Annotated in this window: 13 protein-coding genes; 3 read left to right on the top strand and 10 right to left on the bottom strand. The window is 70.6% G+C overall.

Annotated elements, in window-relative coordinates; genetic code table 11:
- Positions 1 to 10 precede the first annotated feature (10 nt).
- The gene (locus ACFPM7_RS08750; RefSeq protein WP_378245770.1) at positions 11 to 388 is read right to left on the bottom strand and encodes a hypothetical protein; all 378 of its coding nucleotides are present in this window, start codon (positions 386 to 388) and stop codon (positions 11 to 13) included.
- Between the two features lie 129 nt (positions 389 to 517).
- Positions 518 to 1012: a hypothetical protein gene (locus ACFPM7_RS08745; RefSeq protein WP_378245768.1), complete on the bottom strand. Its 495-nt coding sequence runs from the start codon at positions 1010 to 1012 to the stop codon at positions 518 to 520.
- 179 nt (positions 1013 to 1191) lie between these two features.
- Between ACFPM7_RS08745 and ACFPM7_RS08740 the strand changes: the two genes are divergently transcribed.
- From ACFPM7_RS08740 to ACFPM7_RS08730, 3 genes are read left to right on the top strand one after another with little or no spacing between them, the layout of a single operon-like run.
- Positions 1192 to 3033 (top strand): ABC-F family ATP-binding cassette domain-containing protein, encoded by a 1842-nt coding sequence (locus ACFPM7_RS08740; protein WP_378245766.1) that lies wholly within the window; start codon positions 1192 to 1194, stop codon positions 3031 to 3033.
- 31 nt (positions 3034 to 3064) lie between these two features.
- On the top strand, positions 3065 to 4729 hold the full coding sequence (locus tag ACFPM7_RS08735) for a fatty acyl-AMP ligase (protein ID WP_378245764.1): 1665 nt from the start codon (positions 3065 to 3067) through the stop codon (positions 4727 to 4729).
- A complete protein-coding gene (locus ACFPM7_RS08730; RefSeq protein ID WP_378246327.1) occupies positions 4726 to 5412 on the top strand; it encodes a DNA alkylation repair protein in 687 nt (228 codons plus the stop codon). The genes ACFPM7_RS08735 and ACFPM7_RS08730 overlap by 4 nt, the downstream gene beginning before the upstream one ends.
- Before the next feature lie 202 nt (positions 5413 to 5614).
- Here ACFPM7_RS08730 and ACFPM7_RS08725 read toward each other — a convergent pair whose 3' ends face one another.
- From ACFPM7_RS08725 to ACFPM7_RS08690, 8 genes are all read right to left on the bottom strand, one after another.
- On the bottom strand, positions 5615 to 6112 hold the full coding sequence (locus ACFPM7_RS08725) for a DivIVA domain-containing protein (RefSeq protein ID WP_378245762.1): 498 nt from the start codon (positions 6110 to 6112) through the stop codon (positions 5615 to 5617).
- Positions 6113 to 6709, bottom strand: a complete 597-nt coding sequence (locus ACFPM7_RS08720) for a DivIVA domain-containing protein (protein ID WP_378245760.1) — start codon at positions 6707 to 6709, stop codon at positions 6113 to 6115.
- Positions 6710 to 6739: 30 nt separating this feature from the next.
- Positions 6740 to 7312, bottom strand: coding sequence for an aminoacyl-tRNA hydrolase (gene pth / locus ACFPM7_RS08715; protein WP_378245758.1), 573 nt, complete (start codon positions 7310 to 7312; stop codon positions 6740 to 6742).
- A gap of 64 nt (positions 7313 to 7376) precedes the next feature.
- On the bottom strand, positions 7377 to 7997 hold the full coding sequence (locus ACFPM7_RS08710; protein WP_378245756.1) for a 50S ribosomal protein L25/general stress protein Ctc: 621 nt from the start codon (positions 7995 to 7997) through the stop codon (positions 7377 to 7379).
- A 598-nt stretch (positions 7998 to 8595) separates the two neighbouring features.
- Positions 8596 to 10077 (bottom strand): transglycosylase family protein, encoded by a 1482-nt coding sequence (locus ACFPM7_RS08705; protein WP_378245754.1) that lies wholly within the window; start codon positions 10075 to 10077, stop codon positions 8596 to 8598.
- A gap of 232 nt (positions 10078 to 10309) precedes the next feature.
- Positions 10310 to 11185, bottom strand: coding sequence for a TatD family hydrolase (locus tag ACFPM7_RS08700; RefSeq protein WP_378245752.1), 876 nt, complete (start codon positions 11183 to 11185; stop codon positions 10310 to 10312).
- Positions 11186 to 11192: 7 nt separating this feature from the next.
- Positions 11193 to 12986, bottom strand: coding sequence for a methionine--tRNA ligase (gene metG, locus ACFPM7_RS08695; protein ID WP_378245750.1), 1794 nt, complete (start codon positions 12984 to 12986; stop codon positions 11193 to 11195).
- Between the two features lie 161 nt (positions 12987 to 13147).
- Complete coding sequence (locus ACFPM7_RS08690) at positions 13148 to 13669, bottom strand: hypothetical protein (RefSeq protein WP_378245748.1); 522 nt, start codon at positions 13667 to 13669, stop codon at positions 13148 to 13150.
- Positions 13670 to 13803: the final 134 nt, after the last annotated feature.

The following is a 13803-nucleotide window of genomic DNA, read 5'->3' as shown; positions in this document are numbered from 1 at the left end:
GCGGGGTCGATCAGACGTCTTGCAAGCAGGTCATGTAGGTGAACCCGATGACTCCGGTGCTGTTGAACTTGATCAGAATCCACCCGTTGGCATTGGACACGCCACAGGCGGTGTACCGGTCACCCAAAGCGTAGTAATCGACCACACAATCGTACTGGTATCCCATCTGCGCGGTCGTGATAAGCGCAGCACTGTGCAACGGCTCCGTGCGAATGGGAAGGTTGTTGGCGATCGACTTCACTCGGCCGGTCGCACAGAAGTCAGAGTAGGCCGCCACTCCCACAGTGCCGCCGACCTGCGCAGATGCCATCGCAGGCTGGAGCGAGAACGCGGCAGCGACACCGAACACCACAGACAAAAAACGCACGGCGAAACGACGTGAAAACATTGAATAAATCTCCCCTCAGACGTCTGCGGATGCAGACGGAAGCGACGCTACCGCACCAGATACTCGCCCGACGGAATCGTCCCTCGAAATCATCCTGAAGGAGCAGCCGTCACCATCGCGGCCCGCTGCCTAGAACTGCCAGTGCCAGCCCTTGATGTCGGCGGGCAGGTTGTGCGGCCGGTAGATCAGGGTGCCGTGCTCGGCGGCGGCGTCGATGAGGATCTCGCCGTAGTAGCCGGAGTCGGTCAGGTAGAAGTCGTCGGACAGGTAGCGCGAGGGCGACAGGCACGAGGTGTTCAGCCCCTGGCCGATGACCTCGCCGTCGGCATCGACGGCGAGGAAGTCCTCGGCGCTCATCCACCAGCCCCAGTTCGGCTCGTACTGCTCGGTGGTCTGCAGCACGATGCGCGCGGCGAGGAAGTGGCCGCGGTTGGGCGGCAGGCTGCCCGGCTCGGTGCAGGTGACCTTGTCCACGCCGTCGAGCCAGAGCGTCGCGAGCACGGGGCTGCCGCTGGAGCGGATCTGGATCTGCCGACCGAACTCCGACGGGACCGTCTCCTCGGCGGCGGGGGTGCCGCAGCCGGCGAGGACGAGCAGCAGAGCGGCAGCGATGACGCGGGACATCTCGACCTCCAAGACAGCAAAACCAAGTCGTAGTTAGTCGGGATTCGCGCCATTGTCAAAATGGTCAACGGAGGGTATTCGAGCCATCGCCGAACGGTCTATTAACAGTGAAAAGCGGGTGACTGAAGCCACTCGGTAAGCTGGTGCGGTCTGTGCAAGCCCCGGCCGAAGGTGCGTGAATGGCCAACCTGGTCAATCTGGAGAAGGTCAGCAAGAGCTTCGGCGTCCGCCCGCTGCTCGACGAGGTCTCGCTCGGCATCGGCCGCGGCGACCGGGTCGGGGTCGTCGGGCTCAACGGCGGGGGCAAGACGACGCTGCTGGAGGTGCTGGCCGGCCTGGAGCCGCCCGACGGCGGGCGGGTGAGCCAGGTGCGCGACCTGCGGATGGCCGTGGTCACCCAGCGCACCGAGCTGGCGCCGGGCTCGACGGTGCGCGACGCGGTGCTCAGCGGGTTCGACGCCGAGCACGAGTGGGCCGCCGACGCGCGGATCAGGTCGGTGCTCGACGGGCTGGGGCTGACCGCGCTGGGGATGGACAGCTCGGTGGACACCATGTCCGGCGGCGAGCGGCGGCGGGTCGCGCTGGCCGCGGCGCTGGTGCGCGAGCTGGACCTGGTCGTGCTGGACGAGCCGACCAACCACCTGGACATCGAGGGCGTGCAGTGGCTCGCCGACCACCTGCTGGCCGCGGGCACGGCGCTGGTGGTCGTCACCCACGACCGGTGGTTCCTCGACACCGTGTGCACGCGCACGTGGGAAGTCGTCGGCGGGCGGGTCGAGCAGTACGAGGGCGGCTACGCGGACTGGGTCTACGCCCGCGCCGAGCGCGCCCGCCTGGCCGACACGCTGGAGGAGAAGCGCCGCAACCTGGCCCGCAAGGAGCTGGCGTGGCTGCGCCGCGGCGCCCCGGCCCGCACGTCCAAGCCGCGCTACCGCATCGAGGCCGCCGAGGCGCTGATCTCCGACGTGCCCGCCCCGCGCGACTCCGTGGAGCTGCTGGCCTTCGCCAAGCGCAGGCTGGGCCGCACGGTGGTGGAGCTGGAGGACGTCTCCGTCGACGCGGGCCCCAAGCCGATCCTGCGCGAGGTCACCTGGCGCATCGGCCCCGGCGACCGGGTCGGCCTGGTCGGGGTGAACGGCTCGGGCAAGTCGACGGTGCTGCGCCTGCTGGCAGGCGAGAGCGAGCCGAAGTCCGGCAAGCGCCTGCAGGGGCAGACGGTGCGCCTGGCGCACCTGAGCCAGGAGCTGCACGACCTGCCGCCCGCGCTGCGCGTGCTGGAGGCGGTGGAGGAGGTCGCCCGGCGGGTGGTGCTGGGCAAGCAGGAGATGTCGGCCTCGCAGCTGGCCGAGCGCTTCGGCTTCCCCGCCGCGCGCCAGTGGACCCCGGTCGGCGACCTCAGCGGCGGCGAGCGGCGCAGGCTCCAGCTGGCCAGGCTGCTCATGGCCGAGCCCAACGTCCTACTGCTCGACGAGCCCACCAACGACCTGGACATCGACACCCTGCAGCAGCTGGAGGACCTGCTGGACTCGTGGCCGGGCACCCTCGTGGTGGTCTCCCACGACCGCTACCTCGTCGAGCGCGTCTGCGACTCCGTGCACGCCGTGCTCGGCGACGGCGGCGTCACCCACCTCGTCGGCGGCATCGAGGAGTACCTGTCGATCCGCGCCCAGCAGCTCGCGGGCGCCGGGAAGCTCCCCTCCCCCGCCGGTCGGCACAACCCGCCCACCCAGGGGGCAGACCCCCATGGGTCCAAGCCCACCGGCGAGGACCGACAGTCTCCGGACGACAGCGCGGGCCTGCGCGCGGGCTCGGCCGAGCACCGCGCCGCGCAGAAGGAGCTGGCCCGCCTCGAACGCCGCCTGCAGACCCTGACCGACCGCGAGGCCAAGCTCAACCACGAGGCCGCCGAAGCCGCCGACCACGACCGCCTCGCCCGGCTCGACGCGGAATTGCGGCAGGTCGGCGCGGAGAAGGAGGACGTGGAGACGCGCTGGCTGGAGCTGGCCGACGCGCTGGAGTAGTGCCCGCGCGGGCAAACACTAGGCTGCGCTCATGAGCCGGTTTGTTGACCTGATGCTGGAGTCCGCCCGCGGTGAGCGCGGCGAGGCGAAGGGCATCACCACGGGGGAGCCGAAGGCACCCGTGCGCCACACCTGGGGCCAGGTGCACGAGCGCGCCGCGCGGATGGCGGGGGCGCTGGTCTCCGGCGGGCTCGCCCGGCACGGGGCGGTGGCGGTGCTGGCCGCCGAGCCGGTGTCGATCGCGCCCGCCGTGCAGGCGGTGTGGCTGGCGGGCGGCAGCATCACCATGCTGCACCAGCCGACCCCGCGCACCGACCTCGCCGAGTGGGCCGCCGACACCGTCCGCGTGCTGGCCATGATCGACTCGAAGCTGGTCCTGCTCGGCTCGCCGTTCGAGCCCGTCGCCCCGGTGCTGGAGGAGCACGGCGTCGCCTACCGCCTGCTCGCCGACCTCGAGGACGGCGAGCCGCTGGCCGAGCCGGTCGATGTCGACGAGGACGCGCCCGCGCTGCTGCAGCTGACCAGCGGCTCCACCGCCGACCCGAAGGCCGTGCGCATCACCCACGGCAACCTGTACAGCAACCTCACCGCGATGGCCGAGAAGGCCGAGCTGGACGTCGCCACCGACATCATGGTGTCGTGGCTGCCGCTGTTCCACGACATGGGCATGGTCGGCTTCCTGACCGTCCCGATGACCGTCGGCATGGAGCTGGTGAAGGTCACCCCGGTCGAGTTCCTGACCGGCCCGCTGCTGTGGGCCGACCTGATCTCCCGCCACGGCGGCACGATCACCGCGGCCCCGAACTTCGCCTACGCGCTGCTCGGCCGCCGCCTGTCCAATGTGGACGACGAGGGCACGTACGACCTGTCCTCGCTGCGCATCGCGCTCAACGGCGCCGAGCCGATCGATGAGGCCGCGGTGGCCGCGTTCGTCAAGCAGGGCACCCGGTTCAAGATGGACCCGAACTGCGTCTTCCCCGCCTACGGCATGGCCGAGACGACGCTGGCGGTGTCGTTCGCCCCACTGGGCACCGGCCTGACCCTCGACCAGATCGACGCCGACCTGCTGGAGTCGGACAACCGCGCCGTCCCCGACCCCGACGGCACGCGCGCCTTCGCCATCCTCGGCGAGCCGCTGCCGGGCCTGGAGGCCCGCATCGTCGGCGAGGACGGCGCGGTGCGCGGCGAGCGCGAGGTCGGCGAGATCCAGCTGCGCGGCGAGGCCGTCACCCCCGGCTACCTGACGGTGAACGGCCCGGTGGCCACTCAGGACGCCGACGGCTGGCTGTCCTCAGGGGACATCGGGTACCTCGTGGACGGCCAGATCGTCATCTGCGGCAGGCAGAAGGACGTCATCATCCTGGCAGGCCGCAACATCTACCCGACCGACATCGAGCGCGCCGCGAGCGTGGTCGAGGGCGTGCGCGCGGGCAACGCCGTGGCCGTCCGCCTGGACGCCGGGTCGCGCCGGGAGCGCTTCGCCGTCGTGGTGGAGTCCCGCTCGGCGGGCGACGCCGATGAGGAGAAGCGCATCAAGCGCGAGGTCGGCTCCCGGGTGTTCGAGGCGGTGAACGCCCGCCCGAGCGCGGTCCTCGTCCTGGCGCCGGGCACCCTGCCCAAGACCCCGTCCGGCAAGCTGCGGCGCGCGGCGGCGGGCCAGCAGCTCGCGGGCGGCCTGGCCGAGGAGGAGAGCTGACCGCCGCGGCGTTCACCGCCCGGCTGCGGGCCCTGGCCACCCCGGTGGACCAGGGCAGGCAGCAGGACCACTTCCGCACCGACGCCGAGTTCTGGGGCGTGCGGATGGGCAGCGTGTTCGCCTTGGCCAAGGAGTTCATCGGTCTCCCGATCGCGGAGATCGATGAACTCCTGCGCAGCCCGGTGCACGAGGTGCGCGTCGGGGCGCTGAGCGTCATGGGCAAGCGCGCCTCGGCGAAGAAGACCACCGAGGCCGACCTGGCGGCGCTCTACGCGCTCTACATGGCCCGCATCGACCTGATCAACACCTGGGACCTGGTCGACCTCTGCGCCCACCACGTCGTCGGCCGCCACCTCGCCGACAGGCCCCGCACGCCCCTGTACGACCTCGCGGCCTCCCCGGACTGGTGGAAGCGCCGCATCGCCATCTTCGCCACCCTGCACTTCATCCGCGAGGGCGACCTGACCGACACCTGGGCCCTGGCCGACCTCCTGGCCCACGACCCCCACGACCTGGTCCAGAAAACAGTCGGCGGCCTCGCCCGCGAGGCGGGCAAACACGACCCCACCCGCCTCCACACCTTCCTCGACACCCACGCCGCGACCGCCCCGAAGGTGATGCTCACCCAGGCGATGGAACACCTGGACCAGCCCACCAAAGCCGCCTACCGCGCCCGCCGCTGACCTCCTGGGCCGCCACCTGCTCACACTTGTCCACAGCCACGACTTCGCTGTGGATATGCCACTCCCCGCCTGGATAACCTGGCGGCGGGGGGCCGGGCACTCCGCCGACGATCATGCTCGGCAGGCCGCCCCCGAGCGGTGGCCGCCGAGCCGGCGGATGTCCAGCCAGCGGTCATCGCCGGGCCGTCCGAGACCGCGGCTGTCAGGGTGAGTCGAGGGTGGATTCCAGGCGGTCCAGGAACACGTCGACCGCGACCTCGTGGTAGCCGAGGCCGCCCGGCGGGGGCGCGCCGAAGGCGGCGTGGCGGATGTCGTCGGCGGTGAGGGTGTCGGCGCCGTCCAGGGTGGCGGCGGCCCGGGTGAGCAGGGCGTCGACCTCGGAGGCGGTGTAGCCGCGCCTGCCTTCGGGGACCGGCGGGAAGCGCGTCGCGCGGATCTCCTCGGCGGTCAGCGGGCTGGTGTCGCTCTGGCGCGGAATGGCCGCGATGGCGGCGGCGGCCCTGTCGAGCAGATCGTCTACTTCGGACTCACGATAGCCCCGGCCCACGGGGGACCTGCCGAAGCGGACGTCCTCGATGTCGGCGGGGGTGAGGTCGTCCTCGCCCGACTCGGTCGCCCTGACCCTGGCCAGGAACGCGTCGACCTGCGCCTTGTCGTAGCCCGCGCTGCCCGAGCGCGGCTTGCTGAACTCGAAGGTCATCTAGGCCTCTCGGCGGCGCAGTTCCGCTGTCCAGGCCGCCACCAGCGCGTCGACGGCGCGGGGGTCGTAGCCCTGGCCGACGAAGTAGGTCATGGTCAGCCGGAGCTGGCCGAGCTGCGCGGCTGTCGGCGTCTGCAGCGGGTCCTCCACCGCGGCCGACAGCAGCCGGGCCAGGCGCGCGACGTCGTTGGGGCGGTAGCCCCGGACTCCGGGCGGCGCGGGCGGCAGCGGCAGGAACGGCACGTCGGTTTCCGGAGGTGGCGGCGGGATGTGGTCCCGGCCATCTTCCGGCGGCTCAGCGCCGCGCACCGGCCCGAACCCGGGTCTTTCACCCGATCCGGGCTCCCGCTCCGCCAGCGCGGCGACGACGGCGTCGAGGAAGTCGTCGACCTGGTCCTCGTCGTAGCCCCGGCGCAGGCGCGAGGCCGAGTCGAACACCGCGTTGCGGACGTCGTCGGGGCTCAGGTCGGCCTCGCCCCGCAGCGCGGACTCGACCAGGTCGAGGAAGTCGTCCACCTGGTCCTCGTCGTAGCCGCGCCTGCCGAGGGCCGCGCGGTCGAAAGCGACCTCGCGCACCCGCTCCGGGGTCAGCGACATGCCCGTTCCTCTCCTGGTGAGAGGGCGAGTTTAGGGCACGTGGAAAGAGTTCTGGGCGGCGATGAGACCGTGCTGCACGAGCGCCTCCACCGCGTCGGCGCAGCGATCGATCTCCAGCGCCAGATCCTTGCGCTCGGTGGTCGAGAAGTCGCGCAGGACGAAGTCGGCCGGGTCCATCCGGCCCGGCGGTCGGCCGATGCCGAAGCGCACCCGGACGTACTCCTTGGTGCCCAGCGACTTGGTGATCGCGCGCAGCCCGTTGTGGCCGTTCTCGCCGCCGCCGAGCTTCAGCCGGACCTGGCCGAAGGGCAGGTCCAGCTCGTCGTGCACGACGGCGACCTGGTCCAGCTCGGGCTTGAAGAACTTGACCACCGACGCCACCGGCCCGCCGGAGACGTTCATGAACGACCGCGGCTTGGCCAGCACGACGCGTCGGCCCGCGAGCCGCCCCTCCAGCACGTCGGCGCCGGACTTGTGCGCCTTGAGCTTGCCGCCCATGCGCGCGGCCAGCTCGTCAACGACGAGGAAGCCGATGTTGTGCCGGTTGCCCTCGTACTTCGGCCCCGGGTTGCCCAGGCCCACCACGACCGCCGGTGCGTCCATCTCCACCCCTCAAGCATGGCGATGCCCCGGGCGCGTCTCGCACCCGGGGCATCGCGCGGAGGACTCAGTCCTCGGTGTCGCTCTTCGGCTCCTCGACCACACCGGCGCCCTCGGTGTCGATCTCGGCCTCCATCTGCTCGGCGGTCGGCGCGGCGTTGACCGCCACGACCAGCGCCTCGGCGTCGGTGACCAGGCTCGCGCCCTTGGGCAGCGTGATGTCGCCTGCCAGGATCTGCGTGCCGACGGCGGCGTCCTCGATGGAGACCTCGACGCCGTCGGGGATGTTCAGGGCCTCGACCTCGAGCTGCACGGTGGTCAGCTCCTGGTTGACCAGGGTGCCGCTGGCGGCCTCACCGGTCACGCTCACCGGGACGTCGACGGTGACCTTCTCGCCGCGCTTGACCAGCAGCAGGTCGACGTGCTCGATGTAGTTCTTCAGCGGGTGGTGCGTGACCGTCTTGGTCAGCGCCAGCTCCGAACCCGAACCCAGGTCCAGCGTCAGCACGGCGTTGTGCCCGTGCTCGCGGACCACGCGGGCGAACTCGATGGCCGGGAGGGACAGGTGCTTGGGGTCGGAACCGTGGCCGTACAGCACGGCGGGGATGCGCCCCGCGCGACGAGTGCGGCGTGCGGCGCCCTTGCCAAACTCCGTGCGCTGCTCGGCGGCCAGACGTACCTCGGACACGGTGGAACTCTCCTTGTTTACTCAAACGCGGCGGGGGCGCTGGGTTCTGGGCGCCTGCGGCGAAGGGGCGCGGAGAGCATGAACACGCGCGACTGGATTACAGCCGACCACGTCGATCACGCTGGCGCTTGGCCCGCCTCGCCGAGGCAACCTGGGTAGCTTACGCGCGGGGGTCGGGGCGGGTTCGGTGGGGGTGGGGACGGGGTTGTCCACAGGCTGTCCACAGGGTGGGGCTTGGGGGTGTTGACACGGTAGGGGCGTCGGTAGCGTGGAAAGACAGGGCTGGATCGACCCCCGGATTGGGGCGGGGCGTGTCCTGCGCGCGAGGGGTGGGGCAAGCAAAGTCGCTGTGCGCGGGACGGCAGGTGGTCCTGCGGCGCGGGCATTGCCTGGGAGCCGGCCACTGCGCGTGCGGAACCAGCCAGACCGACGGAGAGCCCGCGAGCGGCTGCTGCGGGATCAGCCCCGCGTGCGCGGGGACGACACACGATAAGGCTGACTCCAGCGTCACTTCTCGGCCACCGCCAGCCTCACCCCAACCGAAAGCCCCGGTGATCCGCGTGGCGGTGCGGATCACCGGGGCTCAAGGTCGAGAAGGCTAGCGGGGCAGGCCCAGCTTGCGGGAGCACGACGGCCAGGCGCCGTACCCGCCGCGGTCATCCCGCAGCTTCGTGGCGATGGCGATCTGCTGCTCGCGCGAGGCCTGGTGGGGGTACTCGGCGTACTGCTGGCCGCCGTAGGCGTCCCAGGTGCCCTTGTTGAACTGCAGGCCGCCGTAGTAGCCGTTGCCGGTGTTGATGGACCAGTTGCCGGTGGCCTCACACTGGGCCAGCCGGTCCCAGACCTGGCCGTCGGGGATCACCGGGACCGGGGGCTTCTTGGTGCCGACCTTGATCTTCTTGGCCTTGGGCTCCTTGAGGACCTTGGAGCCGATCTCCTCGCGCTTGACCTCTTTGCCGTTCTTGGAGGTGACGCGGAGGGTGGCCATGCGCTCGCCCGCGACGCCGGGTTCCACCACGACGGTCTTGCCCTGGTCGAGGTTCGGGTCTTCGACCTTCTCGACCGGGGGTTCGATCTTGACCTTCTGGTTGACCACGGTGACGCCGGTCCGGCTGATGCGGATCTCGGCGCCGTCGCTGAGCTTGGTGTCGGCCTTCGGGGTGACGGCGTCGTCCTTGCCGACGGTCAGGCCGAGTTCGGTGAGCAGTTCGCTGACGGTCACCGCGTTGGTGCTCATCGGGGCGGGGACCTTGCCGCCGTCGAAGAGGGTGATGGCCTTGACCGTCTTGATCTCGACGGCCATGCCCTCGAGGGGGACCGCGGAGTCCGACGGGGCCGAGACCCAGGAGCCCTCCATCGGGGCGTTCGCCTGGCGCAGGGCCTCGCCGAGGGTGGTGGCGCGGACCCAGGCCTCGGTGCGCTCGCCGTCGACGGTCATCGTCAGCGGCCTGCCGCGCTGGAGCACGATGCGGCCGTCGTCGTTGATCTCGGCGGCCGGGGAGGGGCTGATCAGGTCGTGCTGACCGACCGAGATGCCCTCTTCCTGGAGCACCTCGCCGACGGTGTCGGCGTAGGTGTTGACCTCGACGGTCTTGCCGTCGACTTCCAGGGTCACCGAGTTGTTCATGGCGATGGCCGCCGCGCCGCCGCCGACCAGCGAGGTCAGCACCGCGGCGATGGTGGCCTGCAGGAAGGTGGACTTCCAGCGCTTGACCGCGGTCACCAGGCCGGGCGCGGCCTTGGGCTCGGCCTGCGGCTCGCTGGCGACCTCGTCCGGGATGACCGGCAGGACCGTCGTCTCGGCGTTGATCAGCCGGATGAGCTCGTCGACGTCGACACCCGCGGTCGCCATGATCTCCTCGGCCTGGGGGCCGAGGGCGTGGCGCACGTCGTGCGGGGTGACGGCGAGGGAGTCGGAGTACCCCGTGTCGTAGTCGAACTCGGGGAACTGGGAGCGCCAGGCGCGGAAGTCCGCCTCGTGGCTGTCGGCGCCGCCGGGCTGGACCGGGGTGAACCAGTCCGTGTCGGCGGGGCCGCCCTGCTCAAGGCGGTCGAAACCGCTGTTCTGTTTACCGCTCACTGGGGGTGTCCTCCAAGGCGGAACCACGTGCTCATTCGCGCCTCTTCGTCTCTCGGACCCGCAGCCTGTGCCACCCCGACAGTGAACGCTGGCTTGCTTCGGGTTGCCCTGGGCATCTCTACCCCGGGCGGTACGGTCACGGGACAGTAACGAGGGCGCGGGGGTTGCGCAAATACATCCGGCAATGTCGTGAGTCCTGTCACACCACAGAGTGACGAACACGCTCGCCCATTCATCGCAATCTCTCACCCCTTGAATCCTGGGATGTCACGCTGCGCAGCGAGAACAGGCGGTCCGCGGTCGCCGAGACCGCCGATGCGAACTCGCCCACATCCATGCCGCGCACCTCCGCCATCCGGCGTGTCGTGTACGCGACGGCGTAGGGCTCGTTGGGCCGCCCCCGGAACGGGTGCGGGGTCAGGTAGGGCGCGTCGGTCTCCACCAGGATCTGCGCGAGCGGGACGTGCGCGGCGGCCTCGCGCAGGGGTGCGGCGTTGGTGAACGTCACCGCCCCGGCGAAGCTGAGCACGAACCCGCGGTCGGCGCAGCGCCGGGCGAACTCCAGGTCGCCGGAGAAGCAGTGGAAGACCACGTCCTCGGGCGCGCCCTCGGCGTCGAGGACGTCCAGGATGTCGTCGTGGGCGTCGCGGTCGTGGATCATCAGCGGCTTGCCGACGCGCTTGGCCAGGTCGATGTGCCAGGCGAAGGCGTCCTTCTGGGCCGCGGGCGGGGAGTAGTCCCAGTAGTAGTCCAGGCCGGTCTCCCCCACCGCGACCACGCGCGGCTGCCGGACCAGCTCCTCCAGCACCGCCTTGTCCGCGTCCCCGAAGTCCGCGGTGCGGGTCGGGTGCACAGCGCAGGCGGCGAAGACGCGCTCGTCCCACGTGGCGGCCTCGGCGGCCCACCGGGCGGCGGCGAGGTCGTCGGCGACGGTGATGACCCGGTCGACCCCGGCCGCGCCCGCCCGCTCCAGCATCTGCGCCACCGCGGCGGCGTCGGCGGGCACCCCGGCGCCCTGGGCGCAGGCGTCGAGGTGGGTGTGCGCGTCGACGATCGGCACGGGCAGGGCTTCGGGGACGGGCGGGCGCTCTCCTCGGCGCGGGGTCACCTGCGGATCACTCCGTCACGATCGGCGCCCACTCGGGGCCGGTCTCCCCGAGCGCGGCGTCGAGCTTGGCGAAGAGCGGGGACGGCTTGGCCAGCGGCTTGCCGACCTCGATGTCCACCTGCTCCCACTTGGCCTGCTCGGCGGCGTAGTCGCCGGTCAGGATCGGGTACTCGCGCTCGGGCACGTCGAGGTCGGTGACCTCATCGATGCGCGGCTGCGCGGCCCACACGCCGGCGCCGCCGAGCGCCTCGTGCACCTTCTGCGCGCTGTGCGGCAGGAACGGCGTCAGCAGCGTGTTGGCGTCGGAGACGACCTGCAGGGCGGTGTGCAGGATGGTGTCGCGGCGCTCGGGGTCGTCCTTGCGCTTCCACGGCTCCTGGTCGGAGAGGTACTTGTTGGCCGCCGAGACCACGCGCATGGCCTCGCCGACGGCCGCCTTGAACCGCGAGCGGCGCAGGTTGTCGCCGACGATGCCGAAGGCCGCCTTGGACTGCGCCAGCAGCGCGGCGTCCTCGGCGGTCGGCGCGGTCGGCTTGGGGATGGCGCCGACGTTCTTGTGCGCCATGGAGACCGACCGGTTGACCAGGTTGCCCCACTCGTTGGCCAGCTCGAAGTTCGTCCGCCGGACGAACTCCTCCCAGGTGAAGTCGGTGTCCTGGTTCTCCGGGCCCGCGACCGAGATGAAGTAGCGCAGGGTGTCGGGGCCGAACTCCTTGAGGAAGTCGCGCACGTAGATGACGGTGCCGCGGGAGGTGGAGAACTTCGACCCGCTCATCGTCAGGAACTCGCTGGAGACGACCTCGGTGGGCAGGTTCAGCGCGCCGAACGCGCCCGCCTGCCCGCCCTTGTCGCCCGCGCCGTTCTGGCCGAGCAGCAGCGACGGCCAGATCAGCGAGTGGAAGACGATGTTGTCCTTGCCCATGAAGTAGTAGCCCTGGGCGTCGCCGGTCCAGAACTCCTTCCAGGCGTCGTCGTCGCCGGTGCGCCGGGCCCACTCCACCGACGCGCTCAGGTAGCCGATGACCGCGTCGAACCAGACGTAGAAGCGCTTCATCGGCGCGTCACGCCAGCCGTCGAGCGGGACGGGCACGCCCCAGTCGAGGTCGCGGGTGATCGCGCGCGGGCGCAGGTCGTCGACCAGGTTCCTGCTGAACTTCAGCACGTTGGGCCGCCACTCGGTGCGGGTGGACAGCCACGAGCCCAGCGCCTCGGTGAAGGAGGACAGGTCCAGGAACAGGTGCTCGGTCTCGATGAACTCCGGCACCTCGCCGTTGATCTTCGAGCGCGGGTTCTTCAGGTCGGCGGGGTCGAGCTGGTTGCCGCAGTTGTCGCACTGGTCGCCGCGGGCGCCGTCGTAGCCGCAGATGGGGCAGGTGCCCTCGATGTAGCGGTCGGGCAGGGTGCGCCCGGTGGACGGGCTGATCGCGCCGAGCTGGGTCTTGGCCTGCACGTAGCCGTTGCGCCAGAGGGCCAGGAACAGGTCCTGCACGACCTGGTAGTGGTTGCCGGTGGTCGTGCGGGTGAACAGGTCGTAGGACAGGCCGAGGCCCTGCAGGTCCTCGGCGATGACCCGGTTGTACTTGTCCGCGACCTGGCGGGTGGTCAGGTTCTCCTTGTCGGCCTGCACGGAGATGGGCGTGCCGTGCTCGTCGGTGCCGCTGACCATGAGCACCCGGTTGCCCGCCATGCGCATGTAGCGGGAGAAGACGTCCGAAGGGACACCGAAACCGGAGACGTGACCGATGTGGCGCGGGCCGTTCGCATAGGGCCAGGCGACCGCGGTCAGCACTGAGGTGCTCATGGCGGACTAGCGTACGGAGGTCGCTTCCGCCCCGTCGCGGCGCGGTGCCTGCGGCGGGGCCAAGGGACGCCAGGCGAGGTATGGAAAAGGCGCAATTCGCAGAATCGCGCCTTTTCGCATTCCTTGGCGCCAGATCGATCTCAGATCCGGCAGGCGATCTGTCAGGAGATCCGGAAAGAGTTGGCGCGGTCGTTCAACGCCCCCACGTTGCCGTTGTCGAGCCAGGCGCTGGCGTCACCGGTGAGATTGTTCCCGTCGAAGAGCCGGACGTCGCAGGAGTTGTACGTCCGCACCGAACTGATCTGGTTGGCCGAGGCGCCGAGGTTGGCCCCGCCCTCGTTGTCGGTGGTGCCGCCGGTGCAGCCGACCTGGTAGGCGGGGTTGAAGACCACCACCTGCGAGCCGCTGGCCCCCGTGCCGTAGTAGAGCCGGGCCACCACCAGCCCGTCGCCCGGAGTGCCCTGCTGACACCCGAAGGTGTTGTCCCGGACCGCGCAGTACAGGGTCGCGGTGGTGCCCAGGTGCCCGAGGCGGGCCAGGTCGGACACCGTGACCGGTGTCGCACTGACGAACCGCTCGACCCGGACCGTCGACGCTGCCGGTTCCGCCGAGGCCTGCGAGCCCACCAGTCCCATCGCGCCCACCGCCAGCACCACGGCCGCGACATGCCTTTTCCCGATCATGCGAACATTCCCCCTAAGATCAGATTCCCCAGTACATCCCCACCTGACCTATTGAACCGGAAATTCGCCGCCGCGGGTTACCCATTTCGGGGGTTGCTTCCACGCATTCTCTACACCGACAGTGCGCGTCGGCG

It is taken from the genome of Actinokineospora guangxiensis (genome assembly GCF_042657845.1).
GTDB lineage: Bacteria > Actinomycetota > Actinomycetes > Mycobacteriales > Pseudonocardiaceae > Actinokineospora > Actinokineospora guangxiensis.
Note: the sequence above shows the minus strand (reverse complement) of the source record. Positions and strands in the feature narration are given on the sequence as shown.

Excerpts from the sequence above, each read along its gene's own strand:
- ACFPM7_RS08750 (WP_378245770.1), bottom strand. The coding sequence starts at position 388 with ATGTTTTCACGTCGTTTCGCCGTGCGTTTTTTGTCTGTGGTGTTCGGT.
- ACFPM7_RS08745 (WP_378245768.1), bottom strand. The coding sequence starts at position 1,012 with ATGTCCCGCGTCATCGCTGCCGCTCTGCTGCTCGTCCTCGCCGGCTGC.
- ACFPM7_RS08740 (WP_378245766.1), top strand. The coding sequence starts at position 1,192 with ATGGCCAACCTGGTCAATCTGGAGAAGGTCAGCAAGAGCTTCGGCGTC.
- ACFPM7_RS08735 (WP_378245764.1), top strand. The coding sequence starts at position 3,065 with ATGAGCCGGTTTGTTGACCTGATGCTGGAGTCCGCCCGCGGTGAGCGC.
- ACFPM7_RS08725 (WP_378245762.1), bottom strand. The coding sequence starts at position 6,112 with ATGACCTTCGAGTTCAGCAAGCCGCGCTCGGGCAGCGCGGGCTACGAC.
- ACFPM7_RS08720 (WP_378245760.1), bottom strand. The coding sequence starts at position 6,709 with ATGTCGCTGACCCCGGAGCGGGTGCGCGAGGTCGCTTTCGACCGCGCG.
- pth (WP_378245758.1), bottom strand. The coding sequence starts at position 7,312 with ATGGACGCACCGGCGGTCGTGGTGGGCCTGGGCAACCCGGGGCCGAAG.
- metG (WP_378245750.1), bottom strand. The coding sequence starts at position 12,986 with ATGAGCACCTCAGTGCTGACCGCGGTCGCCTGGCCCTATGCGAACGGC.
- ACFPM7_RS08690 (WP_378245748.1), bottom strand. The coding sequence starts at position 13,669 with ATGATCGGGAAAAGGCATGTCGCGGCCGTGGTGCTGGCGGTGGGCGCG.